This window comes from Cohnella algarum (assembly GCF_016937515.1).
GTDB lineage: Bacteria > Bacillota > Bacilli > Paenibacillales > Paenibacillaceae > Cohnella > Cohnella algarum.
Window position 1 is genome coordinate 3,261,342 of sequence record NZ_JAFHKM010000002.1, and the last position, 25,055, is coordinate 3,286,396.

The window sequence follows — 25,055 nt, forward strand, 5'->3', positions numbered from 1 at the left end:
AATTTCATTCGACTCGAGGTGGCGGACATGCAAGGGAGAATAGACGATTGGGCGGCCAAATGGATCTGGAGCGCCGGGGAAGAAAGTCCGCGAAACGAATGGCGGTGCTTCCGCAAGGAATTCGAGGTGCCCGCCGGCGGGTGGGACGAGGCGCGTTTGTTCGTTACGGCGGATTCCCGGTACGTGCTGCACGTCAACGGGGAGCAGGTCGGCCGGGGGCCGGTTCGCTGCTGGCCGTTCGAGCAATCGTACGACGCCTACGACGTTGGGCATTTGCTTCGAAAGGGACGGAAAAATACGGTTGCGCTGCTCGTCATGCATTTCGGCATATCAAACTACTATTATATTCGCGGACGGGGAGGACTGCTGGCGCAGCTGAATTTGCTGGAAGCCGGCGCGTGCGTCGCCGTTCCGTTCGCCACGGACGAAAGCTGGAAGACGGCGCGGCATAGGGGGCAGGATCCGAGAGCTCCGCGGATGTCGTTTCAGCAAGCGTTCTCGGAGCGGATCGACGCAAGGCTGTGGGACGACCGGTGGACGGTATCCGAATATGCAGATTCGGATTGGGAGCGAGCGGCTATCGTCGGCCAGGCGGGATGCGCGCCCTGGGAGCGGCTTGTTCCGCGCGACATTCCGTTTTTGACGGAGACGGAACAATATCCGTCCAGGATCGAGGCGCTGAACGAAGTTCGGCCGATCGCCTGGACGAGTATCATCGATGCCCGCGCCCAAATGGCAGCAGAAAGCCGGGATAACGCCAACGCCTACGGATACGCGGGATACTTGGCTGCCATTGTGCAAACGGAGGAAGCGGCGCAAGCGACGTTCGGACTGACGTATCGTTCGCCGAACGTGCAAAGCCTCATTCTGAACGGAGTACGGCACCCGTATGAGCGCTTTGCATCCGGCCGGCTAACGGCGGAGCTGGAGGCGGGCGATAATTTGCTGATGATCGAGCTGGCCGGACACGATCACGGCAGGGGAGTCTTCCTCGGCATCGACTGCGACAAGCCGTTTGAGCTGTCGAGCCCGGCGTCGGCCGGCGATGGGTTCTCGCCGTTCGTTTCGGTCGGTCCGTTTCATTTGTACGAGTACATCGACCACCGCTACGACGAAGCTTCGCAGGCGAAGCACGCGGCTGCGATGCGTTGTGCCAAACGCGAACGGGAAGCCGCGGCTAACGACGAGGAACGGGAACTGTACGACCGATACGATCGAATCGGGCGCGCTCGAACGAGCGATGAATTAAACGGCCTGGGCGAGGCGCTTCGGCCGGTTCCGACCGGGCTGGTCGGCTCCGAATCCATCATCTCGCTCGCCTCGTGGCCCAAGCGGTCGACTGCCCGCTCCGTGCCGGCAGCGCTTCAGCAGGCGCTCGCGTCCGGCGTCGGTTCGGCAGAAATTCCCGTATACGGCGGAAACGACACGGAGGTCATCGTCGATTTCGGCCGCGAAGTTACGGGCTACCTGTCCTTTGAACTCGATGCGGGGGAAGGAACCGTCATCGATCTGTACGGCTTCGAATATATGCGGGACGGCTGGATTCAGCATATGCACTACCTGGAAAACTCGCTGCGCTACGTTTGCCGGGACGGACGCCAGAAATACGTCTCGCCGGTGCGCAGAGGCTTCCGCTACATCGCGCTTACCGTTCGGCAGGCGACCCGTCCCGTTCGCGTCTACGATTTCCATCTGAAATTAAGCCACTATCCGGTCTCCGAGATCGGCCGGTTCCAAAGCTCCGACGCCCTACTTAACGAAATCTGGAACATCAGCCGGCATACGACCAAGCTGTGTATGGAAGATACGTTCGTCGATTGCCCGTCGTTCGAGCAAACGTTCTGGGTGGGCGACAGCCGGAACGAGGCTCTGATCGCCTACTACCTGTTCGGAAGCGAGGATTTAATCAAGCGCTGCATGAACCTCGTGCCCGGTTCCGGCGTTCAGACGCCGCTTTTTGCCGATCAAGTGCCCAGCGGGATGAACAGCGTCATTCCGAACTGGACGTTCTTCTGGGCGATCGGGTGCCTGGAGTTTTACGAGCGCACGAACGACCGCGAATTCGTCCGGAACGTCTGGCCTCATGTCCGCCATACGCTGACGCATTATTCGGAGCTGTTGGACGAAAAAGGCTTGCTGAACATGCAGGGATGGAACTTCCTGGACTGGGCGCCGATCGACCAGCCGCGGGACGGGATCGTGTCGCATCAAAATATGTTTCTGGTCAAAGCGCTGCTGGCGGCATCCGAGCTTGCGTCGCTCGCGGAAGCCGGGGACGAAGCCCGGATCTTCCGCGAGCGGGCGGGAGCGCTGAAGGAGGCGATCAACCGCCATCTTTGGTCCGAACGGCACAACGCTTATTGCGACTGCATACACCGGGACGGCCGGGTATCGGATATTTACAGCATGCAGACGCAGGTTGTCGCGCTCCTCTGCGGCATTGCGTCGGGAGAGCGGCGATCGAAGCTTGCCTCCTATATGGTCGAGCCTCCCGAACGGTTCGTTCCGATCGGAAGCCCGTTTATGTCATTCTTTTATTACGAAGCGCTGGCGGCGATCGGGGAGGTTGAGCATCTCGTTTCGGACATTCGGAAGCATTACGGGCTCATGGTCGAATACGGGGCGACGGCCTGCTGGGAAATGTATCCGAAAGCCGGGAAAGACGGAAGCATCGATCCGAAAAACCTGACGCGCAGCCACTGCCACGCCTGGTCTGCCGCTCCCGGGTATTTTTTGGGAGCCTATGTGCTCGGAGTCAGAAGCGCCGCTCCCGGATGGAAAAAGGTCGTCGTGGAACCGCGCCCGTCCGGTTTGACCTGGGCTCGCGGCAGCGTTCCGCTGCCTGACGAGGGGCGTATCGACGTCTCGTGGCGGCTCGAGGGCGAGCGTACGTTAAAGCTGCGCATTTGGGCGCCGGCGGGTATTGAGATCGAAGCGCGTTTGCCAGACGGATACGAGGGGAGTATCGAAACAATTCCGATGGGGTGACCTCGATGACGACACAAGCACGGCCGACCGGCATCTGCTGGCAGGCTCACCGGGGCGGCGGAGCGCACGAAGCCCCGGACAATACGATGGCGGCAAATCGCTATGCATGGAAGCTGGGCGGCATCCCGGAGGCGGACATCCGCACGACCAAGGACGGAGTGATCGTCTGCCTGCATGACGAAACGGCGTCCAGAACGACGACCGCGCCTGCAGAATCGAAGGATAAGCCGATTTCGGCGTTGACCTTTGAAGAAACCCGCGCCTGGGATGCGGGAATCAAGTTTGACGCGAAATTCCGGGGAGAGAAGATTCCGGCGCTTGAAGAAGCCTTTTCGGAGATGCGGGGTCATCCGGAGCGAATGATGTATTTGGACCTCAAGGATGCGAACCTTGTTCATTTAGGGCGGCTGATCGACCGATACGGGGTGAACGGGCAACTTATTTTCACCCATCACCGCCAGGAAAATTGCCGGGAAACGAATCGCCGACGGCGTGCGAAGCATGTTGTGGATCGGAGGAAACGGGGAGCAAATCCGACTGAAATTTGAGCAGGCGCTGAAGACATCGTTCGACGGTCTCGATCAGGTGCAGCTTCATCTGAACGAGAAGCCGGAGCGGGACGAGGAATGGCGCTACGAGCTCGAGCCGGATTTTCTGGCGTATGCCCTCCGGGAAGCTTCCCGCTGCGGGGTCGATCTGGAAGTGCTGCCGTTCGCCTTCGACAAACTCTCGATCCGCAATTTGCTGGATCTCGGCATTCGCTGGTTTGCGACCGACGAGCCGTCCCGATTTCTGGACGGGGTTCGCGCGTGGGACCGAACGTACCGATTTGACGACTTGCTTGGAAAGGCTGATGGAACATGAAAATTTTAGTGACGGCGCCGTTCTCGGAACCGGACTTGAAACAACTCGAAACGTTCGGAGACGTCGTATACCGGCCGTGGAAGGCGAACGGCCGCGAACATACGCCCGAACAGCTGGTCGACCTGCTGAAGGCGTCGCAGGCGAACGCGTTGATCGTCGAGCATGATCCGGTCAACGCCCGAGTGCTGGACGAAGTGAAGCTTGAATTTATAGGGGTATGCCGCGGCACCCCGTCCAATGTGGACGTTGCCGCCGCCGCCGAACGGGGAATTTCGGTCTACACCACGCCGGCCCGCAATGCCCAGGCGGTTGCCGAATACGTCATCGGGGAGCTAATTGCCATGCTGCGTAAATTCCGGCAAAGCAAATCCTGGCTTCTGGAACGGAACTGGACAACCTCCAGCCAAGAATCCTACCTGCAATTCCGAGGCTCGGAGCTGTGCGGAAAAACGGTCGGGCTCGTCGGCTTCGGCGGCGTCGGGCAAAAAATAGCCGGAATCCTGAAGCATTTTTCCTGCCGCATCCAATATTACGATCCGTTCTTGCAGGCATCGCCCGATCCGGATTATTCGGCGGTCGAACTCGAGAAGCTGTTCGAGACGAGCGATATCGTCTCGATTCATCTGCCTGTGACAAGCGATACGATCGGCATGATCGACCGCCGGCTTTTCGGCCTGATGAAGCCGGACGCGCTGTTCGTCAACAGCGCGCGGGCGGCCGTCGTCGATAGAGACGCGCTGTATGAGGCGCTGAAGGAGCGGAAGATCGGCGGCGCCGTCGTCGACGTTTTTTATTCCGAGCCGCCCGACGAAAGAGATTACGAGCTCATCGAACTGCCGAACGTATCGGCGACGCCCCATATTGCGGGAAATACGTTGGAGGTCGACAAATACCACGCGCAAATCTTGCTGAAAGCCTTGCATCAACGGAAATTGCAGCCCGAAGCGGTTAAAGGAGAATAGCCTTGCGGACGAAGCTTGCTTTTGTGGGAATCGATATCGGCACGCAAGGGGTAAGGGCGGCGGCGCTTCTGGAAAACGGCGAATTGTGTTCCGGCCAATCGTATCCGTTCGCCAAGCAAGACGCCGAGCTGATGCGGCGGGAACAGAATCCCGAACTATGGTGGCAGGCGGCGGTCCTGTGCTTGAGAAAGGTCGCGGCGGACATTCGGAAGCGAAGCGATCCGGTTCGGATTCACGGCATAACCGTTTCTTCCACTTCCGGAACGGTCATCCCGCTCGGCAAAGGATTTGCGCCGCTTCATCCCGCCTTGATGTACGGCGATACCCGGTCCGCCGAAGCGGCCGAATGGTGCAGCCGGATTGCCGGGCAGTCGGGCGAAGCCGGCGCGAGGTTTACCAGTTCTTACGGTTTGCCGAAAATCGTATGGTTTCAGCGGACGAATCCCCATCTTGCGGAGAAAGTGCAGCTGTGGGCGCACGCGGCGGATTTCATCGTCGGACGCCTCAGCGGAGCCTGGGGCGTTACGGATCATACGAACGGTTTCAAAACAGGATATTTGCTGGAACAGGAAAAATGGCCGGACTACATCAGTCGCGGGTTGGGCATTCCGGAGCATGCGCTGCCGAAGGTGGCACCGACCGGCACGATCGTAGGCCGCGTTTCGCTCCAGGCATCCGAATTGACCGGGCTGCCGGTTTCGGCTCATGTGACGACAGGGGTAACCGACAGCTGCGCGTCGCAAATTTCTTCGGGGGCGATCAAGCCGGGGGATTGGAATACGACCATCGGCACGACGTTGGTCTTAAAAGGGGTCACGAAGTCTCCGGTGGCGGACCGGCAGCACCGGATTTACAATCACAAGCATCCCGAAGGCTACTGGATGCCCGGCGGGGCGAGCAATACGGGGGCGGATTGGGTCGCCTTGGACTACTCGGACGAAGAGCTGGATCGGTTCAATCGGGCTGCGGCGGGGCTAATCCCGACGCCGTGGGCGGCGTATCCGCTCAAGCAGACCGGGGAGCGCTTCCCGTTCGTCGCCCCCGGCGCCAGAGGCTTCGAGCCCGCAGGACTGACGCCTTCGCAAACATTTGCGGCGAGAATGGAAGGCACGGCGTATATCGAGAGGCTGTCCTACTCGCTGATCGAGCGGTTATCGGGCGAAAGGGCAAGCCGGATTTACACGGCCGGCGGAGCGAGCAACAGCGCAACATGGCTTCGGATTCGCAGCCATGTTGCGGGCGTTCCGATCGTCAAAATGAAGCATGCGTCCGGGGCGGCGGGGGCGGCCATCCTGGCCGCTTCCAAAACGTATTTCGCGAACTTGACGGAGGCCGGGGAGCGCATGCTTGTCCCGGAAGCGCGTTACGAGCCCGAATCGGCTTCGCTGCGAGAACGTTACGAGCAGCTGTACGCGGCGTTTGTCGAACAACTCGAAGCCAGAGGTTATATGAAAGATTGGGAGGAGGGAAAGAATTGACGAGGCTGTATTTGATTCGGCACGGTGAAACGGAATGGAACCGGGCCAACAACCGCTTCTGCGGCCGTTCGGACGTGGAATTGTCCGAGGAAGGGAAGCGGCAAGGAGAAGCGCTCGCTTGCTGGCTGGAGACGAAAAATTTGGATGCTTTGTACGCCTCCCCTTTGAAAAGAGCCGTCGACACCGCGGCTTTCGTCGCTCGAAAAACGGGACTGGAAATCAGGCGGGAGTCGGGATTTTCCGAGATCGATTTCGGCATGTGGGAAGGATTAGTCCAATCGCAAATCGAACATAATTATCCGGAGGATTGGCGAAAATGGTTTGTCCGCCCGGACGATGCGCGGGCGGGCGGAACGGGCGAAACGGCTTCGCAAGTCGTTCGGCGCTACGGAGCGTGCGTTCGCGAGCTGTGCGTCAGGCATCCGCATGCGAACGTGGCCGTCGTGAGCCACAGCACGGCCATTCGGATTTTTTTGGCCTCCGTTCTGAACATGCCGCTGCGTGCCTATCGGACGCTGGTTTTGCACAATACGGGCGTCTGCGCGGTCGAGGCTTCCGCGGAAGGAACCTGCAAGCTTTTGTTGTTTAACGGCAAGCCGGAGCCGGTTGGAACGATCTAAATTCGAGAGATCAGAGGGAATGCCATGCAAGGAACGCCTAGAAAAGGCCAGCTTTCCAAAAGAAGCTTTCTGGAACGGGTAGCCCGGATGTATTACATTTTGGGCTACAACCAGCAGGAAATATCCGAGCAGCTCAATGTGGGGCGATCGTCCGTCGCGCGTTTTTTACAGGAGGCGAGGGACCAAGGGGTCGTTCAATTCCGGATTTCTTCGGATTTCGAAAGCTGGCGCTGCGAGTCGCTGGAATCCGAACTTGTCGGAGCTGCGGGGCTGAAAGATTGCGTCGTCCTGCGTTCGGACGAGCGGGCGGGCTTTTCGTTCGAAGCGCTGGCAAGCTCCTATTTGAACTCCGTTCTGCCCGATCGCGGTTCGGTCGGACTCGGATGGGGGCGAACGCTGTATGCGGTCGGCACTCATATGCACAGCTGCGACGCCCGTCCTGACCTCAAGCTGATTCAGTTGTCGGGAGGATTGGGGGCCAAGGAGGAGCTGGTTCCGGCGACTTCCGTCGTCCAGCAGTGGTCTCGGGCGCTTCACGGCAAAGCGCTGCTCCTGCCGGCTCCGGCGATCGTCTCGGCGATGGAGAGCAAAGTCCGATTTCTGGACGACCCCAGCGTTCGGGAAATTATGGAGGAGACGAAGCGCGTAAACGCCGCGATCGTCGGCATCGGCCATATCGGATCTGACGCCACCATTATTTCCGCGAATTTGGCGGCGGACTTGCATCCCGAACTGATGTCCTCCGGCCTGGCCGGCGACATTGCGTTTCATTTTTTCGATCGGAACGGCGTTTTTTCGGCCTACGAACGCCTGAGCGAGCGCGTCATCGGAATTACGCCCGAAGATTTTCTGAACATCGAGCTCCGAATCGGCATCGCGCACGGGTTGCAGAAAGTTCAAGCGATTCGGGGAGCGCTGCTCGGGGGTCTGATCGGCATTTTGATCACGACGGAAGAAACCGCGAAACATTTGCTGCCGGCCATTCGAAACGCCTGATTATAAATTTAGAGAAAAGGGACTTTCCTCGTTGCCGTCTGCGACGCCGGAAAGCCCTTTTTTTGCATGAATGCTTGCCGCTCAAACAACCCGCAGCCGCGAATGTGCCCGCGTTACAGCTTCTCCGATTCCGATGGTTCTCCCGGCCTTCCCGGCTCTCCATTCTCGAAAAATACGCCCGCCTTCAGGTTGTCGACGAAGCTTTGCAGCCAGTCGTAATACTGGGCGGCATGCCTCAGCTTGTGCAAATCCTCGAGACACAGCTTGCGCTCCTCCTCCGGCGTGCCGAGATCCAGAATCGCTTCCGACAGCTCCGGGACGGAAGCTTCGACGGCCTCGCGCATGATGTCGATTTCCCGCTGCAGCTTGGCCGCGAAAAAATTGCGGAACGTTTGAAAAAAATCCGTTTCCGCCCGGTACAAATCCTTCCGCTCGTCCTTCTCCTTCAGTTTGACGACCATTTGGGAGCCGAGCAGCGAACGGACCGCATAGCTCATGTTGCTTTTGCTCATGTTCATCCGTTCCTGCATTTCTTCCAGCGTCATCGGCCGATCCTCGAAAAACATAATTCCGTACAACTGGCCGAACGAGTAGTTTGCGCCGTACAAGTCCATCGTTTGCGCGATGGCGTCGATGACTTTGAATCTGAGCTCCTCGCGGCGCGTAGCGGGCTCTTTCATTTTTCCGGAAGTGGCCTTCTTCACGATGATCCTCCGCAAATCTGAATTTCGCTGAAAATTTTACATGAACTTGATCTTCGCTTCACGCAGCATTAACCATTCTCATTCCGAATGAACGTACAATAATTATTGAACAGAGAGGCCGAATCCTCATTTGCAACCTCAATTATAGCAAAAATTAAAAAAATATTGAATGGATAAAAAGGAGGAACTATGAAGCGTTCCCGGCTGATCGGAGATCTCAAGGCGCTGTCGTTCACGCTGCCGGCGATGATCCCGCTGACGATGTTCTGGCTGTTTCCGCTGGCCTACGTCATTTATCTCAGTTTCATGGAATGGGACTTCATGAGTCCCGAAAAAACGTTCGTCGGCCTGGACAATTATCGTTATTTGTGGCAGGACCCGAATTTCTACCAGTCGCTGAAGGTCACCTTTCTGTTTTGCGCCGGCAGCGTGCTGCCCATTATGGCCTTCGGTCTTCTGCTGGCCGTCCTGCTCGGAAACAAGCTCAAGGGCGGGGCGGTGTACCGGCTGCTGATGTTCTCTCCCTGGGTGACGCCGATGGTGGCCGTCTCGATCGTCTGGTCGTGGATTTACGAGCCCGAAGTCGGACTCGCCAACAGCATCTTGCGGTCGTTCGGGCTGGATGGCGTCCGTTGGCTGGAAGACCCGGCCTGGGCGCTCGTCGGCGTCCTGCTCGTTACCGTCTGGAAAGCGGCCGGCTGGTGCATGATTTTTTATCTGGTCGCGATTCGCCAGGTGCCTTCGGACTTGCTGGAGGCAGCCGAACTGGACGGAGCGGGGGCTTGGGGCAAATTCCGGCACGTGACGCTTCCGCTCATTTCGCCGACGACGTTTTTCCTCTTCGTCGTCCAGACGATCCAGGCGCTGCAGGCTTACGATCAAATCAACGTGCTGACGCAGGGCGGACCGGCCGGCACGACCCGCACGCTGCTCTACCTTTACTACCAATCGGCTTTCGATTCGTTCCGGATCGGCGAAGCCTCGTCCGTCGCCATGACGCTCATTTTCGGCTGCGTCGCCCTGTCCATTCTTTCCTTTTGGGCTGGTCGCCGCACCGTCCATTACTCCTAAGCGAAGGAGAGACGACATGCAAGCCTGGAAACGACTCGGACAAGCCGTCCGGCATCTGGCGCTGGCCGCGGCCGCGCTGCTTATGGCATTCCCGTTCTATTGGATGGCATCCAGCGCGCTGAAAACGAACGACGAGATTTGGCAATTTCCGCCTACGCTATGGCCGCAGGACCCGCTCTGGAGCAATTTCGGCGACGCCTGGGCCGCCGCGCCCTTCGCCCGCTACATGGCGAACAGCATCTTCGTCGCCTCCGCGATCGTCGCGATTCAAATCGTGAATTCCGCCATGATGGCCTACGCCCTGACCCATATGAAATTCCGTTTGAAGGGGACGTTTACGGCGATCGTGCTGGTCGGGTACATGGTTCCCGCCACCGCGGTCTATTTGCCGGGATATCTCGTCCTGAGCCGGCTGGGCCTGCTCGATTCGTACGCCGGGCTGATTTTGTCCAACTGCGTGAGCGTGTTCTCGATCTTTTTGATCCGGCAGGCTTTTCTTCAGGTGTCCCATGAAATGGTCGAAGCCGGACAAATCGACGGCGCATCCCACTTCCGCATTTTGTGGACGATCGTCCTTCCGCTGACCCGCGCGTCGTTCGCCGTGCTTGCCCTCATTACCTTTATCGAGCAATACAACAACTATTTCTGGCCGATGCTCATCACGAAAAATCCGGATTTGCAGCTCGTGTCGGCCGGCCTGCGCAGCTTTTTCGTGGAAGGGGGTGCTTACGGGCTCAAGTGGCCGCTCATTATGGCCGCCAGCGCGTTTACGATCGCGCCGTTGCTGCTTCTGTTCCTGCTGACGCAAAAAACGATCATCCGCAGCGTCAACCTGTCCGCGGGAGCCAGCAAGGGATAAGGGAAACAACGCACTTCGGAGTTTAAAAGAAAAGTGGAGGGAACCTACCATGTTGAAAAGGAAAAAAACCGCGGCAGCTTCGCTTGCACTCGCCGCATCGATGCTGCTCGCCGCTTGCGGCGCAAGCTCCGGAAACGAAACAAACGCAGGCGCGTCAAACGCTTCTCCGTCCGAATCCGCCGCGTCTTCCGCCCCGGCATCCTCGGCGGCGCAGGAGCCCGTCACGATCGAATTCTGGTACGGGCTCGGCGGCAAGCTGGGCGAAAATATGAAGACGCTGATCGACAAGTTCAACGCCTCGCAGCAGGAAGTGATCGTCAAGCCGGTCGTGCAGGCGGATTACTCGGAAACGGAGCAAAAGCTGCAGGCGGCAATCGCCGCCGGCAGCGTTCCGGCGGCCGTGCTGTCCTCGAATGTAGACTGGGCCCGGAAAGGCTATTACGCCCCGCTTGACGACCTGCTGGCGTCGCTGCCCGACTTCGACAAGGACGACGTCATTCCGACGTTCCTCGAGCAAGGACAGGTGGACGGCAAGCAGTATTTCCTGCCGATGTATGGCACGACGCAGGTGATGTATTACCGCAAGGACGCGTTCGAGAAGCACGGCATCAAGGCCGAGGAGCTGACCACGTGGGAAAAGCTCGCCGAAGCGGCCGCGACGATGACCGTCAAGGAAGGCGGCAAAACGACGTTCTACGGCTGGGAGCCGATGTGGGGCGCCGGCAATATGATCGATGCCGTCTTGAGCAAAGGCGGCAGCATCCTGAGCGAGGACGGCAAAACGGTGCTGATCGACTCGCCGGAATGGGTGGAGACGTGGGAGCTGTTCCGCAAGTGGATTCATGACGATCAGATCATGCGGATTCATTCGGGCGGCCAAGGCTGGGAGTATTGGTACAAAACGATCGACGACGTCATGAAAGGCCAAGCGGCCGGCTACACCGGATCGAGCGGCGACCAGGGCGATCTCGATTTCAACATCGTCGCCGCGATGGAGCAGCCCGGCTGGGAGGGCGCAGGCGCAGGCAAGCCGGTGGCGGAGGCCATCATGGCGGGCATCCCGGCCAAAGCGAGCCCCGAGCAGCAGCAGGCCGCCATCAAGTGGTTCGACTTCTTCATGAGCGCGGAAAACACCGCCTTCTGGTCGATGAACACCGGATACATCGCCGTGAGGCAATCCGCGCTGGACGATCCCGCGTTCGTCGAATTCAGCGAAACGAACCCGCAAATCAAGGTTCCGCTCCTGCAAGCCACCCACGCGTCGAAGCCGTTCCAGGATCCGACCGGCGGGAAGATCTCGGACGCGCTGAAGATCGCGGCGGACAAAGTGCAAATCGGCAATACGCCGGCGGCGGAAGCGCTCAAGGAAGCGAAGGAAACGGCCCAGCGCGAGCTGGACAGGCTGAACAAGTAGGTGAATCCCGATGCCGTTATTGATCGCGGCGGGGACCGCTTATCGGGCGGACGCGATATTGTTCGATAAAGACGGCACGCTGCTGGACTTTATGTACACTTGGGGGAACTGGAGCGAGTGTTTGCTCGCTTCGTTCTCCGCTTTTTTGAAGGAGCGGGGACTGCCGCCGATCGGCGCGGACATGTCCGCGCTGTGGGGGACGCGCTCCGGCCCGGACGGCGAGGTATCCGGTTACGACCGGAACGGGCCGCTCGCGATGGGAACGATCGACGAGCTGCTCTCGATCCTGGCGTGGCACGGCTACCGCTCGGGGCTGTCTTGGGCCGAGGCGAAGACGGCCGCGCAGCAGGGCAGGCAGCTGGCGGACGAGCGGCTTCGGCTCGACCGGAGGGTGCGGCCGCTGCCGGGGGCGGTTTCGTTTCTGGAGCGGTGCCGGAGCGCGGGATTCAAGCTCGCCGTCGTGACCGCGGACGAAACGGCCGAGGCCGAACGGCACCTCGAGTGGCTCGGGGTGCGGCCGCTGTTCGGCGCTTGCGTCGGCACGGATCTCGTGCGGCGTGGCAAGCCGTTTCCCGACATGGCGGAGCTGGCTTGCCGCCGCCTGTCCGTCGATCCTGCGCGGGCAGTCGTCATCGGCGACACGAACGGCGACATGCGCATGGCCAAAGCGGCAGGCGCCGCCGCGGCCATCGGCATCGCTGCCGGGGCCGCCGGCATCGCGGCTGGCACCGCGGAGTCGCATTCGGCCGCTGCCGGAACGGTCCCGGCGACGCGCTTGGCCGATGCCGACGCGGTCGTCGCGTCCTACGGCGAACTTTCCGTGCAGCCGGAGCCGGAGCCGGACGAGGGATGAAAGGCGGTAATGCGATGGGTTGGCTGTTTTTGAGTCTGGCGATCGTGCTGGAGCTGTCCGGCACGATCTCCATGAAGTTATCGGAAAGCTTTACGAGGCTTATGCCGTCGCTCATGATGTTCGGCCTTTACGGGGCGAGCTTCACCTGCTTGAATTTCGCGCTTCGCTATATCGATGTCGGCACCGCCTATGCCGTCTGGTCGGGGGTCGGCATCGTCCTGATCGCGCTGGCGGGGCATTTCTGGTTCAAGGAACGGCTGCCGATGGCTTCGGTGATCTGGATCGCGGTCATCGTCGTCGGCGTCATCGGACTGAACATGAGCGGCGGCAAAGGGCACTAGAACGGTCGCCGCACGGTGACTCCGGAAAATCGCGATCGTTCACGGCTTCGAGAACCCGGGCTGCAAGGCTCGTCAAACAAGGAGGAAAATCATGAGCGCAAACGGGGATCGTCCCGAAAACCGGACGCCAAAGCGGGTACAAGAGGACGGGGCGCCGCTGCTGTCCTTTCAGGTCATCACCGACACCCATGTCACTTCCGATCCGAATCACGTCTACAACCGCAATCTGGAGCGCGCGCTGCGGGATATCGCGGACAACGCGCCGGCAAGCCGCGGCATCATGCACGCGGGCGACGTGACCGACCACGGCTTTCCGGACGAATACGCGGAGTTTCGGCGGATTCGGGAAGGCTTCAAGGGGCGGCTGCCGGAAATCCGGTTCACGACGGGCAACCACGACGTCGGGTCCGGCGTTTGGGAGGAACGGCTGGCCCGGTTTCTGGAGGCCGCCGGGGCGAGCGCCGCTAGCCGGGAGGCGCGGGACCTCGGGATTATCGACGAAAAAGCGGAGCTGCGGCGGGTTTGGGACGACTTCAAGGGACGGTTGGCGGAAATTCGCCTCGCGATGGGCAGCTACGATGTCGAGCCCGGCGTTTGGGAGGAGCGGCTGGCCCGCTATTTGGAGGCGACGGGTACGAGCTCCGCTTACCACGATGCCTGGATCGGCGGCTACCATTTTATTTTTCTCGGCACGGAGGAAGCGGACGATCTGTTCTGCAGCTTATCGGCAAGACAGCTCGATTGGCTGGACGCCAAGCTTGGCGAGGACGCTTCGCCGGAAAAGCCGGCATTCGTATTTCTGCATCAGCCGTTGAAAAACACGGTCGCGGGTTCGGCGGAAGCGCAGGGCTGGTACGGCGTCATGCAGGACGAGGAGCTCAAAGCCGTTCTGTCCCGGCACCGGCAGGCGATCCTGTTTACGGGGCATACGCACTGGGAGCTGGGAGCGGCGAACACGTTCCGGGCAGCGGACGAGCGGCTGCCGGCGATGCTCAATGCCGCATCCGTCGCGTATTTATGGACGGACGACGACGAGCGCAAGGAAGGCAGCCAGGGCTATTATGTGGACGTTTATCCGGGCTCCGTGCTCGTCAGAGGCCGGGATTTCGCCTCGGGAACTTGGGTGGAAGGCGCAACGTTCCGGATCGAATACCCGGTCGAATAGAAGGAATCGGCCCGCCGCGCAGGCGGGCCTTTCGCTTTCGTCCGATCGCCGCTTAACCGTCCGAGGGCAGGGGAAGCCGCTTTTTCCGCCCTTTCTGGGCCCGCGCTGCTTGCGGTAAACGCGCGGAGAGACGCCGGTCAGCTTTTTGAACGCTTTGTTGAAATGGGTCAAGGCAGCGATATCGGATACGTCGGATGAAGAGAGAGGAAAGGGAGCCGCGGCGGGCGGCTCCCTTTTCCCCGGGCGCACGTTCGGATACACTGGAGTCGCAGGCCAAGAACGAGCGAAAGGAATTTGGATCATGGTCGATTTCGAATGGTACAGGAGCTTTGCCGCGATCTACAAGCACAACTCGGTATCCGAGGCGGCCAAAGCCCGCATGATGACGCAGCCGGCCATGAGCCAGCACCTTGCTGCCCTCGAAGCGGAAGCGGGAGAGCCTTTGTTTGCGAGAACGGGAAGAAAAATCGTCCCGACCGAGAGGGGAAAGATGCTGTATTCGCAGGTGGCTCCATTGGTCGAGGGGCTGGAAGAAACGGCGATGAGCTTCCGGAAAGCCGCCTCCCCGCTGCTGAAAACGGTCAGAATCGGAGCGGCGCACGAATTTTTCCGCGAGGCGATTCTTCCGCGAATAACGGAGTTTCGGGCGAATACCGTTTGCAGTCTCGGAACGGCCGAGCTCCTGCTCGAACTTTTGCGGGAAGACAAAACGGATCTGATCGTCACATCGAAAAAAATTCCGGTACCCGGAATCGAATATGAGAAGCTGCGGGAAGAACGGTTCGTCGTGATCGCCCCGAACGGGATCGAAGCGCCGGACGAGGCCGGCCTGAAGGGAAGGGAGCGGTGGCTTGCGAGGCAGGACTGGCTCAGCTACGGGCTGGAATTGCCGATTATCCGGCGATTTTGGAGGGAGCATTTCCGGAAACGGCCGCAAATCCACCCGATCCACGTCATTCCCGATTTGCGCATGCTGCTGGAAGCGGTGGAGGCGGGAGCGGGACTGACGCTGATGCCGACCTATTTGCTGGAGGCGTCGCCGAGCGGGAAGGTCCGGGCGATTTACGAGGATATGAGCGTGCGGAACGAGCTGTTTTTCGCCTATCAGAGCAAAAACAAAAACATGCCCGAAATCAGGGACGCGATGGAGATCATTCGCGAGCGGCGCTCGGAGGGGCGGGACTGACGGATCGAACCTGTCACCTATCGCTGCGCATCCAACGTCGGGGCCGAGTCTGAGGATACGGAGGTCCGAATACGGCATGTTTTATCTATAAAAAAATTTATGGAATTTGTACAAATTCATAATTTGTTTTATTCGACTCCCGATCTTACAATTACGGTGAACGAACGAAATCGGGAGGGGAAAACATGACGAAAAAAGTGCTGATTGTCGTGACGAATCATTCGGAAATCCATGAGGGAAGGACGACGGGCATCTGGCTGTCCGAATTCGGAGAAGCTTATGTCGAATTCGTTCGCCGGGGGTACGAGGTGACGGTAGCCGGACCTCTCGGAGGAGCGGTTCCGGTCGATCCGGGCAGCATCGGCCCGGACACGCCTCAGGAGATTGCGGATACGAGGCGTCTCTTGGAAAACGTATCCAGGCTGGACGAGGTGTCGTCCGAAGGCTTTGACGCGATTTTTTTGCCGGGCGGGCACGGGACGATGTACGACTTGCCGGGCAATGCGAAGTTGGGGCAGCTGCTGCGCGAATTTTACGAAGGGGGGCGCGTCGTGGCCGCCGTTTGCCACGGGCCGGCGGGCCTTGTCGGCGCAACGCTTTCGGACGGCCAGCCGCTCGTCGCCGGCAGGCGGGTCAGCGCTTTTACCAACGGCGAAGAGGCGGAAACCGGGTTGGACCGCCATCTTCCGTTCCTGCTCGAAAGCAGGCTGCGCGAGCTGGGAGCGATTTTCGTCGCGGCTCCGAATTGGTCCGCCCATTCCGTGACGGACGGCAATCTGATTACCGGACAAAATCCCCAATCGACGCTGGCCGTCGCGAAAGCCGTCATCGACAAGCTCGGCTGACGCCGCGCCATGGCGCCTTCCCGTACCGGGAGGGCGTTTTTTTATAACGTCGCCGGGTCTTCTGTCGCTGTCGGGCATCGATTCCCCCTCCAATCCTCCTTCCTCGCAACCCTCCGCCAGCCGTTCGACCTTCCAGTTTCACGCGCTCCGCCATAACTCCAATGTCATACAACCTGACAAAAATCAAAAAAAGGGGTTGACGATCGCAAATAAACTGACATATAATCTGATTAAACACACGGAAATCCAATTCGTGTAATTAAATCTAACGCAAAAGCCTATATGTTCCTCCGTTCCGCGGGGGAAGCCAATGCCGTCTAGGGTTCCGTTAAGCGGCGAGCGCTTGCAGACATGCAAGTTTCCGCCCCGTTTAAGCTGGTCCGAGAGACGGCGTATGAACGGCCCGAGCCGTTCATATACACGGAGGGATAAAAGCCCGGGAGATTTCGATCTCCTTGGGCTTTTTTATATTATCTGAAAAGGAAGTGGGTTATGAAAAGGAACCTCAACAAAGCCGCCGCCGCAGGGCTGGCCGCGCTCCTGCTCGCTTTGGCGCTTATCGCCGGCTGCGGGGAGCGGGCGGCAATTCGCAAGGGTCGTCGTCCTCGGAAGAGCCGATCAAGCTGGCGCTCAGTCCGTGGCCGGGCTGGTTTTTCTGGTATGTCGTCGAGGAAAAGGGTTTTTTCGAAAAACAGGGCGTCAACGTCGAACTGACCTGGTTCCCGGTGTACAGCGACTCGCTGCAGGCGCTCGCGACCGGACAGGTCGACGCCAACAGCCAGACGCTGAGCGACACGCTGGCTCCCGCCTCCAGGGACATCGGGCTCAAGGCGGTGCTCGTCAACGACAACTCGAACGGCGGGGACGCGATCGTCGCCAAGCCGGAAATCGCCGGCATCCCCGATTTGAAGGGCAAAACGGTCGCCACCGAGCTCGGCACCGTCGACCATTTGCTGCTGCTTACCGCCCTCGCGGAAAACGGGATGTCGGAGCAGGACATCAACTACGTCAACATGACGGTCAACGACGCCGGCCCGGCCTTCATCAGCGGCAAGACCGACGCGTCCGTCCTGTGGGAGCCGTTCCAGACGCAGGCGGTCAAAGAGGGAAAAGGCAAAATTTTGTTCTCCTCGAAGGACACGCCGGGACTGATTCCGGACTTGCTCGTGTTCAAGGAATCCGTCGTAGAGAAACGCCCGGACGACGTGCAGAAGGTCGTCGCCGCCTGGTTCGACGCCGTCGCCTGGTACGCGGACAACGAGCAGGAAGGGCTGGAAATCATGGCCAAGCATGCCGAAACGACGGTGGAAGATTACAAGCTCGGCATGGACAGCATCAAGCTGTTTTCGCTGGAGGACAACGCAAAGGCGTTTACCGAAGGAGAAACGTACGAATCGCTCCAATACACGGGCCAAAAAACGGCCGAATTCCTTAAAAATCTGGATATGCTGAGCGCGGTGCCGGACCTTTCCGAGGTGCTGGAGCCGAAATTCATCAAGCAGCTGGCGGGAGAGTGAGCTTAAGATGGCGCAAGCGAGAGGCGAGGCCGGAAAACGATACAAGCTGCAGATCTTCAAGGACATCAGCCCTTCGCTGTTTGCCGGTCTGGCCGTTGCCGCTTTCGTCGGCATCGTCGGCGTCTGGTCGCTGCTCAGCTACGCGAAGCTGGTCAATCCGGTCTTTCTGCCGCAGCCGCACCGGGTGCTGGTCGAGTTTTTCCGGCTGCTGGGGACGGAGGAATATTGGTCGCACATCGGAATGAGCGTCTTTCGGGTCGGCGCGGGTTTTCTCCTCGCCTGTTTCCTCGGCATTCCGATCGGCATCTTCGCGGGCACGTTCCGCGCCGGAGCGGCGCTGATCGAGCCGCCGATGGAATTTATCCGCTACATGCCGGCCGTGGCGTTCATTCCGCTCGTCATGGTGTGGGCCGGCATCGGCGAATGGGCGAAAATATTGCTCATCTTCATCGGCTGCTTTTTCCAATTGGTGCTAATGGTGGCGGACGTGACGCGCCGGGTATCGGCCGATCTGCTGCAAGCCTCGTTCACGCTCGGCGCCAGCCGCTGGCAAGCGGTCGACACGGTGCTGCTGCCGGCGATTCGCCCGGAGCTGATGACGACGCTGCGCATCATTTTGGGCTGGGCGTGGACGTACCTGGTCGTCGCCGAGCTCGTGGCGGTCAACAGCGGTCTCGGCTATGCGATCATGAAGGCGCAGCGCTTCCTCAACACGGAGCAGATTTTCGTCGGCATCATCGTCATCGGGCTGCTGGGCCTTGTCAGCGACCGGATTTTCGCGCTGCTGCAGAAGCGGTTATTTCCCTGGGTATAAAGGAGGGCGGAAACATGCAGGCAACCGCGCGACAAGACGACGAACGCAACCAGATTGTGGCCGCCGCGGTGGGGAAGGTGTACAAATCCCGCAAATCGACGTTCGAGGCGCTGCGGGACATCCATCTGACCATCGGCAAAAACGAGTTTCTGACCTTGCTCGGTCCTTCCGGCTGCGGCAAGTCGACACTGCTGCGGATTTTGGCCGGGCTTGAGGAGCCGACGAGCGGGGAATTGCTGCTGGAAGGGCGGCCGATTGTCGGCGCCGGCGCGGACCGGGGCATGGTGTTCCAGGGCTATACGCTGTTTCCCTGGCTGACCGTGCGGCAAAACATCGAGTACGGCCCGAAGCTCGGCGGGGTTCCGCTGCTCGAACGGAGGCGAATCTCGGACTATTATTTGAAGATGATCCGCCTGGAGCCGTTCGCGAACGCCTTTCCGAAGGAGCTGTCCGGCGGCATGAAGCAGCGCGTCGCCATTGCGCGGGCGCTGGCCAACAAGCCGAAGGTGCTGTTGATGGACGAACCGTTCGGGGCGCTCGACGCGCAGACGAAGCTGGAGATGCAGGAGCTGCTGCTCGAAGTGTGGGCAAAGGAAAAGACGACCGTCGTGTTCATAACGCACGACATCGAGGAAGCGGTGTTTCTGTCGCAGCGCGTTTGCGTCATGGCGGCAAGTCCGGGGCGCATCGTCAGCGAGCATCCGGTCGAGCTTCCGGCCGAGAGGACGGAAGAGACGAGGGCGCTGCCCGGCTTTATCGAACTGAAGCGCCGCTTGTCGGCCTTGCTGAAGCATTGACAACCGCATAAGGTTCCGGAACCCGCGCCGATTCCGAAGGGATGGGAGCGCGCCGGGCGAAGAACCGCAAAAACCTGTCTAGGGTTCCGCCGGGAAGCTTGCTGCTTCGCGGGCCTGGTCCAAGAGACGGGGGCGTCGGACGCGCTGGCCGTTTCAAGGCCTCGGCAGACGCTGACACGGAAGGATAAAAGCCTGGGAGACTCTATTTCCCGGGCTTTCATTATTCAAGGGGGTTAGGCGAATGAGTTCGATCGTATGGAGTTTGGAGCTTGCGCCCGGGGCGAAATGGTCCGGCGCGATCGCCCGCGGGCGTCTTGTCCGCTTTACCGCGCTTGAGGCGGGCGCGAACGTGTCGATGCTGCTTTACAACGCCGACGACAAGACGGAGCGGTACAACATGCCGGATACGTTGAAGGCGCAATATACGTCCCATTTGACGAAAGGACACGTGCTGATGTCGGACAACGGCCGCGTGCTCGCCAGCATCGTGGAGGACGGTCTCGGCTGGCACGATACGATCGGCGGCTGCACGACGCGGGAAGCGACTGCGGCCAAGTACGGGACCACCTCGTTTCAGCGGGAGCGGAACGACTGGCTGCGCAACGGGCGCGACAATCTGGCCGGGGAGCTCGTGCGATGCGGGCTTGGCATGCGCGATTTGGGCCCGGTCGTCAATCTTTTCTCCAAAGTGTACTGCGACGAGGACGGAAACACAATTTTCGTGCCGGGCCATTGTCCGGCGGGGGCATCCGTGACGCTGCGGCTGGAAATGAACGCGCTGCTCGTACTGTCGAATACGCCGCATCCGCTCGATCCGGCGACGGCATATCCGTCGTCTCCCGTGGCGATCGAGGTGCTGCCGGCGGACCCCGTCGATCCCGCGACCGACCCGTGCGTCCTTCGCCGTCCGGAGAACAGGCGGGCTTTTGAAAACACCTGGAGCTATTTTGCGCTGCTCGGCCAATAACGAAATCACGATTCGATAAGACAAGGGGGAAGCGCCGATGACGGTTTTTATCCATAAGGAAAGCGAACGAAGGCCGGACGAAGCATTGTACGACCACATCATTCCGGCGGGGGAAGGCTGGATGCGGGATTTGCGGCCCGGGCAGGTGCTGCGGATCGTCGATCTGGAGGGCAACCAGGCGGCGGACACGCTGTTTTACGATGCCGAAAATCCCGAGGATCACTACAGTGCCGTGCAAACGATCGCCGGCCAGCAAAACATTTACTTGACCACGGGTTCGGTGCTCCGCGCGGAATCCGGCAAGCCGCTGCTCACGATCGTGGCCGACACGTGCGGGCGGCACGACACGCTTGGCGGCGCTTGCTCCGCGCAGAGCAACACGGTGCGTTACGCGCACGAAACGCTGCCCATGCACAACTGCCGGGACACGTTCATGCTCCAGCTCGCAAAGCGCGGCGACGGCTACACGAAGCGGGACCTGGCGCCCAATATCAACTTTTTCATGAACGTTCCGGTGACGCCGGAGGGCGGGCTGACGTTTGCGGACGGCGTGTCTGCGCCGGGACGCTACGTCGAAATGCGGGCGGAAACGTCCGTGACCGCGCTGATCAGCAATTGTCCGCAGCTCAACAATCCGTGCAACGCCTACAATCCGACGCCGGTGCGCGTGCTGATCTGGGAGTCGTAAGAGAAAAAAGGTTTTCAGCGGGGAGGATCGCAACATGTTCAGCAAAGTGTTGATTGCCAACCGGGGAGCGATCGCCGTTCGGATCGCGCGCACGCTGCGCCGGATGGGCATCCGCTCGGTGGCGGTATATACGAAGGCCGACCAGGACAGCTTGCATGTCGATCAAGCGGACGAAGCGGTGCTGATCGGCGAAGGGCCGGCAAAAGACAGCTACTTGAACGCCGACGCGATTTTGCGGGCGGCGCGCGAAACGGGAGCGGAGGCGATTCATCCGGGATACGGGTTCCTGAGCGAAAATGCCGGGTTTGCAAGACGCTGCCGGGAGAGCGGCATCGTTTTCATCGGTCCGGAGCCGGAGCAGATGGAGCGATTCGGCCTGAAGCATGAAGCGCGGGCGATCGCCGAGCGGGCGGGCGTGCCGCTGCTGCCGGGAACGGAGCTGATCGGGCGGATCGAGGACGCGGTTTTGGCGGCGGATCGGATCGGATATCCGGTCATGCTGAAAAGCACGGCCGGCGGCGGCGGCATCGGCATGCGGGCGTGCGGCGGCGAAGCCGAGCTTCGCGCGGCGTTTGACGCCGTAGGCCGGCTGGCCGAGGCGAGCTTCGGAGACGGCGGCGTGTTTCTCGAAAAATACGTTGCCAAAGCGCGCCATGTCGAGGTGCAAATTTTCGGCAACCGGTTCGGGGAAGTCGTGGCGCTCGGCGAGCGGGATTGCTCGATCCAGCGGCGCAACCAGAAGGTGATCGAGGAGACGCCGGCGCCGAACCTTCCTTCCGCGGTGCGCGCCGAGCTGCATGCCGCCGCCGTGCGCCTGGCCGCCGAGGCCGGATACCGCAGCGCGGGGACGGTGGAGTTTTTGTACGATCCGCAGACGCACGGCTTTTATTTTCTGGAGGTTAACACGAGATTGCAGGTCGAGCACGGCGTCACCGAAGAGGTGTTCGGCATCGATCTCGTGGAATGGATGGTTCGCGAGGCAGCCGACGAATGGAAGGAGCTCGGCGAAAGGGTTCCCGAGCCGAAGGGCCACAGCATCCAGGCGCGCATCTATGCGGAGGATTGCCTGCAGGGCTTCCGTCCGAGCGCGGGGCAGCTCGACCGGGCGGTGCTTCCGGACGGCGTCCGGGTCGAATCGTGGGTGCGCGACGGGATGACCGTCACGACGCTGTACGATCCGATGCTGGCCAAGGTGATCGCGCGCGCCGATACGAGGGAGGAAGCGATCGGCAAGCTGGTGCGGGCGCTTGAGGAGACCCGGTTCTACGGCATTACGACTAATTTGCAGTACGTTCGGTCGCTGCTGCAGGAAGAAGATTGCGCGAGCGGCCTTGTCCACACGCGGATGCTCGACGGCTTCCAGCCGGCGGAGCGGGCGATCGAGGTGCTGGACGGCGGGCTGCAGACGACCGTGCAGGACTGGCCGGGCCGCGCCGGATACTGGAACGTCGGCGTTCCGCCTTGCGGCCCGATGGACCCGCTGTCGCACCGCATCGGCAACCGGCTGCTCGGCAACGCCGAGGACGCGCCGGGCCTGGAGCTGACGCTGCGGGGAGGCGCGTACCGCTTTCGCGGCGACATGCGGTTTTGCCTGACCGGCGCCGACATGAAGGCGGAGCTGGACGGCGAGCCGGTCGCGCCGTATCGGCCGACGCTCGCGAAGCGGGGACAGACGCTGCGGCTGGCCGAAGCGGAAGCGGGCATGCGCGCCTATCTGCTCGTGCAGGGCGGATTCGACGTGCCGCGCGTGCTCGGCAGCGCCTCGACGTTTACGCTCGGCGGCTTCGGCGGCCACGGCGGGCGAGCGTTGCGCGCCGGCGACGTTATCGGCGTCCGCGGCGGAGAAAGCGCGCTGCCGGGGGCGGCGCCGGACAGGGAGTCGGCCTCGGCGTGGGCGACGGAAGCGGGCCGGACATCGGCGGCGGGAACGGCCCGGACGCCGATTGCGTCTGCGGCTGCGGAGGCGAATCCGGCAACGGCCGCGACGGCGGCCGCGGTATCGGCTCCGGACGCAGCTGCGGTCCCGGAACCGGACATGGAGCTGGATCCGGCGTACCGGCCGGCTATCTCCCGTTCGTGGACGATCGGGGCGATCCCCGGCCCGCATTGCACGGAGGAGTTTTTGCGGCCGGAGTATTTGCAAAGCTTGACGGAAACGGAATGGGAGGTGCATTTCAATTCCTCCCGCACCGGCGTCAGGCTGATCGGACCGGCGCCATCCTGGGCCCGGGAGGACGGCGGCGACGCCGGGCTGCATCCGTCGAACATTCACGATAACGCCTACGCGGTCGGGGCCCTGGATTTGACCGGCGACATGCCGATTTTGCTCGGACCGGACGGGCCGAGCCTGGGCGGCTTCGTCTGTCCGGTCACGGTGCCGTCGGCCGAGCTGTGGAAGCTGGGGCAGCTTCACCCCGGCGACAGAATCCTGTTTCGGCTCGTCACGCTGGAGGAGGCCGACCTGCTGCGCGCGGCGCAGGAGCGAATGCTGGAGGCGATCGGAGCCGATGCCGGGGGCGGGGCGTCCGTGCCGGCAGGCGCCGCGTTCGGCGGCTCGAAGAGGCTGCCGGCAGTGTCGGTGGCCCCGGTCCGGAGAGGGCCGGCCGCTTCGGACGTGACGGAATCCCCCGCCGCGCAGCGCGAGTGGCAGACCGATTATCCGGTGCTCGCCCGGGAACGGGAAGGCCGCCGGTTTCCGATAACGGTCCGCATCAGCGGAGACCGGAACCTGCTCGTCGAATACGGCCCGATGGAGCTCGACTTGCGGCTTCGCTTTCAGGTTCATGCGTTGATGGAAGCCGTGCGGTCGGCGGCCGATTTTCCCGTCCGCGATCTGACGCCGGGCATCCGTTCGCTGCAAATCCAGCTCGATCCGGAATGCATTTCGCTGCGGGAAGCGTGCGAGCGCGTCATGGAGCTCGACCGCGCGCTGCCGCCGCTCGAATCGTTGAAGGTGCCTTCCCGCATCGTCCGGCTGCCGCTGTCGTGGGACGATCCTTCGACCCGGCTTGCCATCGAGCGGTACCAGCAAAACGTCCGCCCGGACGCCCCGTGGTGCCCGAGCAATCTGGAGTTCATCCGCCGCATCAACGGGCTCGAATCGATCGACGAGGTGCAGCGGATCGTTTTTGACGCGAATTATCTTGTACTCGGTCTTGGCGACGTTTATCTGGGAGCTCCCGTCGCGACGCCGGTCGATCCCCGGCACCGGCTGGTGACGACCAAATACAATCCGGCCCGCACGTGGACGCCGGAAAACGCGGTCGGCATCGGCGGAGCCTACCTTTGCGTATACGGCATGGAAGGGCCCGGGGGCTACCAGTTCGTCGGGCGCACGGTGCAAATGTGGAACCGGCTGCGCTCCACCGGCAGCTTTCCGGAAGGAAAGCCGTGGCTGCTGCGGTTTTTCGATCAGATTCGTTTTTATCCGGTCGCGGCGGACGAATTGCTTCGTCTGCGCGAAGATTTTCTGCGCGGCCGGTTCGAGGTCGAGGTCGAGGAGACGACTTTCGATCTCGGCGAGTATTTGCGGTTCCTCGACTCGATCGAGGCGTCCGCCCGCGAGTTCCGCAGCCGGCAGCAGGCGGCGTTTCAGGCGGAGCGGGAAGACTGGAAGCGGCGCGGGCTCGCCGAATACGCGAGCGAGCAGGATGGCGGCAAGCCGCTGAACGAGGAGGAGCTGCCCGCCGGAGTTGCCGCCGTGCGCAGTCCGCTCCCGGGCAGCGTCTGGAAGGTGAACGTGGAGCCGGGAGGGCTCGTGGGCAAAGGCGACAAGATCGCCGTCGTCGAGAGCATGAAGATGGAGTTCGAGATCGAAGCGCCCGAAGCCGGCCGGGTATCGTCGGTCCATGTCGCCCCCGGCGACGGCGTGCAGGCGGGGCAGCTCATGATCGGCATCGCGCCGGCGAAATAAGGAGGGGAAATTA

At 61.1% G+C, this 25,055-nt stretch carries 22 protein-coding genes and 2 riboswitches; of the genes, 21 read left to right on the plus strand and 1 reads right to left on the minus strand.

Translation table 11 applies throughout. The annotated features are described in order from the left end of the window. Positions 1-27 precede the first annotated feature (27 nt). The 7 genes from JW799_RS14540 to JW799_RS14565 are packed head-to-tail and all read left to right on the plus strand — an operon-like array spanning position 28 to position 7,908. Positions 28-2,988 (plus strand): family 78 glycoside hydrolase catalytic domain, encoded by a 2,961-nt coding sequence (locus JW799_RS14540; protein ID WP_080834818.1) that lies wholly within the window; start codon positions 28-30, stop codon positions 2,986-2,988. A 5-nt stretch (positions 2,989-2,993) separates the two neighbouring features. Beyond that, entirely contained in the window at positions 2,994-3,536 is a 543-nt protein-coding gene (locus JW799_RS28725; protein WP_240353290.1) for a glycerophosphodiester phosphodiesterase, read from the plus strand. Then, positions 3,490-3,852: a hypothetical protein gene (locus JW799_RS28730; RefSeq protein ID WP_240353291.1), complete on the plus strand. Its 363-nt coding sequence runs from the start codon at positions 3,490-3,492 to the stop codon at positions 3,850-3,852. The genes JW799_RS28725 and JW799_RS28730 overlap by 47 nt, the downstream gene beginning before the upstream one ends. Then, complete coding sequence (locus JW799_RS14550) at positions 3,849-4,814, plus strand: NAD(P)-dependent oxidoreductase (protein WP_080834814.1); 966 nt, start codon at positions 3,849-3,851, stop codon at positions 4,812-4,814. Before JW799_RS28730 ends, JW799_RS14550 begins: the two co-directional genes overlap by 4 nt. Positions 4,815-4,816: 2 nt before the next feature. Further along, positions 4,817-6,292 carry an FGGY-family carbohydrate kinase gene (locus JW799_RS14555; protein WP_080834812.1) on the plus strand — a complete coding sequence of 492 codons (1,476 nt, stop codon included), beginning with the start codon at positions 4,817-4,819 and terminating at the stop codon, positions 6,290-6,292. After that, positions 6,289-6,912, plus strand: coding sequence for a histidine phosphatase family protein (locus JW799_RS14560; RefSeq protein WP_205430425.1), 624 nt, complete (start codon positions 6,289-6,291; stop codon positions 6,910-6,912). Before JW799_RS14555 ends, JW799_RS14560 begins: the two co-directional genes overlap by 4 nt. Positions 6,913-6,936: 24 nt before the next feature. Beyond that, positions 6,937-7,908, plus strand: coding sequence for a sugar-binding transcriptional regulator (locus tag JW799_RS14565; protein ID WP_080834808.1), 972 nt, complete (start codon positions 6,937-6,939; stop codon positions 7,906-7,908). A gap of 113 nt (positions 7,909-8,021) precedes the next feature. On the opposite strand, the gene JW799_RS14570 is transcribed toward JW799_RS14565, so the two are convergent. Continuing rightward, positions 8,022-8,588, minus strand: a complete 567-nt coding sequence (locus tag JW799_RS14570) for a GbsR/MarR family transcriptional regulator (RefSeq protein WP_080835539.1) — start codon at positions 8,586-8,588, stop codon at positions 8,022-8,024. A gap of 213 nt (positions 8,589-8,801) precedes the next feature. Here JW799_RS14570 and JW799_RS14575 point away from each other — a divergent pair, with 213 nt between their 5' ends. The 14 genes from JW799_RS14575 to JW799_RS14640 all read left to right on the plus strand — a co-directional run bounded on the left by JW799_RS14575 (position 8,802) and on the right by JW799_RS14640 (position 25,042). Continuing rightward, positions 8,802-9,683: a carbohydrate ABC transporter permease gene (locus tag JW799_RS14575; protein WP_080834806.1), complete on the plus strand. Its 882-nt coding sequence runs from the start codon at positions 8,802-8,804 to the stop codon at positions 9,681-9,683. Positions 9,684-9,699: 16 nt separating this feature from the next. Next, the gene (locus JW799_RS14580) at positions 9,700-10,542 is read left to right on the plus strand and encodes a carbohydrate ABC transporter permease (protein WP_205430427.1); all 843 of its coding nucleotides are present in this window, start codon (positions 9,700-9,702) and stop codon (positions 10,540-10,542) included. A gap of 49 nt (positions 10,543-10,591) precedes the next feature. Then, positions 10,592-11,956 (plus strand): ABC transporter substrate-binding protein, encoded by a 1,365-nt coding sequence (locus tag JW799_RS14585; protein WP_205430429.1) that lies wholly within the window; start codon positions 10,592-10,594, stop codon positions 11,954-11,956. A gap of 10 nt (positions 11,957-11,966) precedes the next feature. After that, positions 11,967-12,809, plus strand: coding sequence for an HAD family hydrolase (locus tag JW799_RS14590; RefSeq protein WP_080834800.1), 843 nt, complete (start codon positions 11,967-11,969; stop codon positions 12,807-12,809). 14 nt (positions 12,810-12,823) lie between these two features. Next, on the plus strand, positions 12,824-13,150 hold the full coding sequence (locus tag JW799_RS14595; RefSeq protein WP_205430432.1) for a DMT family transporter: 327 nt from the start codon (positions 12,824-12,826) through the stop codon (positions 13,148-13,150). Between the two features lie 91 nt (positions 13,151-13,241). Continuing rightward, the gene (locus JW799_RS14600; protein ID WP_205430434.1) at positions 13,242-14,315 is read left to right on the plus strand and encodes a metallophosphoesterase family protein; all 1,074 of its coding nucleotides are present in this window, start codon (positions 13,242-13,244) and stop codon (positions 14,313-14,315) included. Between the two features lie 301 nt (positions 14,316-14,616). After that, positions 14,617-15,501 (plus strand): LysR family transcriptional regulator, encoded by an 885-nt coding sequence (locus tag JW799_RS14605; RefSeq protein ID WP_205430436.1) that lies wholly within the window; start codon positions 14,617-14,619, stop codon positions 15,499-15,501. 185 nt (positions 15,502-15,686) lie between these two features. Next, on the plus strand, positions 15,687-16,346 hold the full coding sequence (locus JW799_RS14610; protein ID WP_080834795.1) for a type 1 glutamine amidotransferase domain-containing protein: 660 nt from the start codon (positions 15,687-15,689) through the stop codon (positions 16,344-16,346). A 306-nt stretch (positions 16,347-16,652) separates the two neighbouring features. Next, a riboswitch (guanidine-I (ykkC/yxkD leader) is annotated at positions 16,653-16,791 on the plus strand. A 40-nt stretch (positions 16,792-16,831) separates the two neighbouring features. After that, the gene (locus JW799_RS14615; protein ID WP_338026271.1) at positions 16,832-17,863 is read left to right on the plus strand and encodes an ABC transporter substrate-binding protein; all 1,032 of its coding nucleotides are present in this window, start codon (positions 16,832-16,834) and stop codon (positions 17,861-17,863) included. A 7-nt stretch (positions 17,864-17,870) separates the two neighbouring features. Next, on the plus strand, positions 17,871-18,677 hold the full coding sequence (locus JW799_RS14620; protein ID WP_080834792.1) for an ABC transporter permease: 807 nt from the start codon (positions 17,871-17,873) through the stop codon (positions 18,675-18,677). A gap of 14 nt (positions 18,678-18,691) precedes the next feature. After that, complete coding sequence (locus JW799_RS14625; protein WP_205430438.1) at positions 18,692-19,474, plus strand: ABC transporter ATP-binding protein; 783 nt, start codon at positions 18,692-18,694, stop codon at positions 19,472-19,474. A 67-nt stretch (positions 19,475-19,541) separates the two neighbouring features. After that, a riboswitch (guanidine-I (ykkC/yxkD leader) is annotated at positions 19,542-19,675 on the plus strand. 40 nt (positions 19,676-19,715) lie between these two features. Beyond that, positions 19,716-20,441 carry an urea amidolyase associated protein UAAP1 gene (locus tag JW799_RS14630; RefSeq protein ID WP_205430440.1) on the plus strand — a complete coding sequence of 242 codons (726 nt, stop codon included), beginning with the start codon at positions 19,716-19,718 and terminating at the stop codon, positions 20,439-20,441. A gap of 37 nt (positions 20,442-20,478) precedes the next feature. After that, complete coding sequence (locus JW799_RS14635; RefSeq protein ID WP_205430442.1) at positions 20,479-21,129, plus strand: urea amidolyase associated protein UAAP2; 651 nt, start codon at positions 20,479-20,481, stop codon at positions 21,127-21,129. A 34-nt stretch (positions 21,130-21,163) separates the two neighbouring features. Further along, entirely contained in the window at positions 21,164-25,042 is a 3,879-nt protein-coding gene (locus tag JW799_RS14640) for an ATP-binding protein (RefSeq protein WP_205430444.1), read from the plus strand. The last annotated feature ends 13 nt before the right edge of the window (positions 25,043-25,055 follow it).

Excerpts from the sequence above, each read along its gene's own strand:
- JW799_RS14620 (WP_080834792.1), top strand. The coding sequence starts at position 17,871 with ATGGCGCAAGCGAGAGGCGAGGCCGGAAAACGATACAAGCTGCAGATC.
- JW799_RS14565 (WP_080834808.1), top strand. The coding sequence starts at position 6,937 with ATGCAAGGAACGCCTAGAAAAGGCCAGCTTTCCAAAAGAAGCTTTCTG.
- JW799_RS14635 (WP_205430442.1), top strand. The coding sequence starts at position 20,479 with ATGACGGTTTTTATCCATAAGGAAAGCGAACGAAGGCCGGACGAAGCA.
- JW799_RS14590 (WP_080834800.1), top strand. The coding sequence starts at position 11,967 with ATGCCGTTATTGATCGCGGCGGGGACCGCTTATCGGGCGGACGCGATA.
- JW799_RS28730 (WP_240353291.1), top strand. The coding sequence starts at position 3,490 with ATGTTGTGGATCGGAGGAAACGGGGAGCAAATCCGACTGAAATTTGAG.
- JW799_RS14575 (WP_080834806.1), top strand. The coding sequence starts at position 8,802 with ATGAAGCGTTCCCGGCTGATCGGAGATCTCAAGGCGCTGTCGTTCACG.
- JW799_RS14640 (WP_205430444.1), top strand. The coding sequence starts at position 21,164 with ATGTTCAGCAAAGTGTTGATTGCCAACCGGGGAGCGATCGCCGTTCGG.
- JW799_RS14550 (WP_080834814.1), top strand. The coding sequence starts at position 3,849 with ATGAAAATTTTAGTGACGGCGCCGTTCTCGGAACCGGACTTGAAACAA.
- JW799_RS14605 (WP_205430436.1), top strand. The coding sequence starts at position 14,617 with ATGGTCGATTTCGAATGGTACAGGAGCTTTGCCGCGATCTACAAGCAC.
- JW799_RS14585 (WP_205430429.1), top strand. The coding sequence starts at position 10,592 with ATGTTGAAAAGGAAAAAAACCGCGGCAGCTTCGCTTGCACTCGCCGCA.
- JW799_RS14595 (WP_205430432.1), top strand. The coding sequence starts at position 12,824 with ATGGGTTGGCTGTTTTTGAGTCTGGCGATCGTGCTGGAGCTGTCCGGC.
- JW799_RS14610 (WP_080834795.1), top strand. The coding sequence starts at position 15,687 with ATGACGAAAAAAGTGCTGATTGTCGTGACGAATCATTCGGAAATCCAT.
- JW799_RS14630 (WP_205430440.1), top strand. The coding sequence starts at position 19,716 with ATGAGTTCGATCGTATGGAGTTTGGAGCTTGCGCCCGGGGCGAAATGG.
- JW799_RS28725 (WP_240353290.1), top strand. The coding sequence starts at position 2,994 with ATGACGACACAAGCACGGCCGACCGGCATCTGCTGGCAGGCTCACCGG.
- JW799_RS14625 (WP_205430438.1), top strand. The coding sequence starts at position 18,692 with ATGCAGGCAACCGCGCGACAAGACGACGAACGCAACCAGATTGTGGCC.
- JW799_RS14580 (WP_205430427.1), top strand. The coding sequence starts at position 9,700 with ATGCAAGCCTGGAAACGACTCGGACAAGCCGTCCGGCATCTGGCGCTG.
- JW799_RS14570 (WP_080835539.1), bottom strand. The coding sequence starts at position 8,588 with ATGAAAGAGCCCGCTACGCGCCGCGAGGAGCTCAGATTCAAAGTCATC.
- JW799_RS14600 (WP_205430434.1), top strand. The coding sequence starts at position 13,242 with ATGAGCGCAAACGGGGATCGTCCCGAAAACCGGACGCCAAAGCGGGTA.
- JW799_RS14540 (WP_080834818.1), top strand. The coding sequence starts at position 28 with ATGCAAGGGAGAATAGACGATTGGGCGGCCAAATGGATCTGGAGCGCC.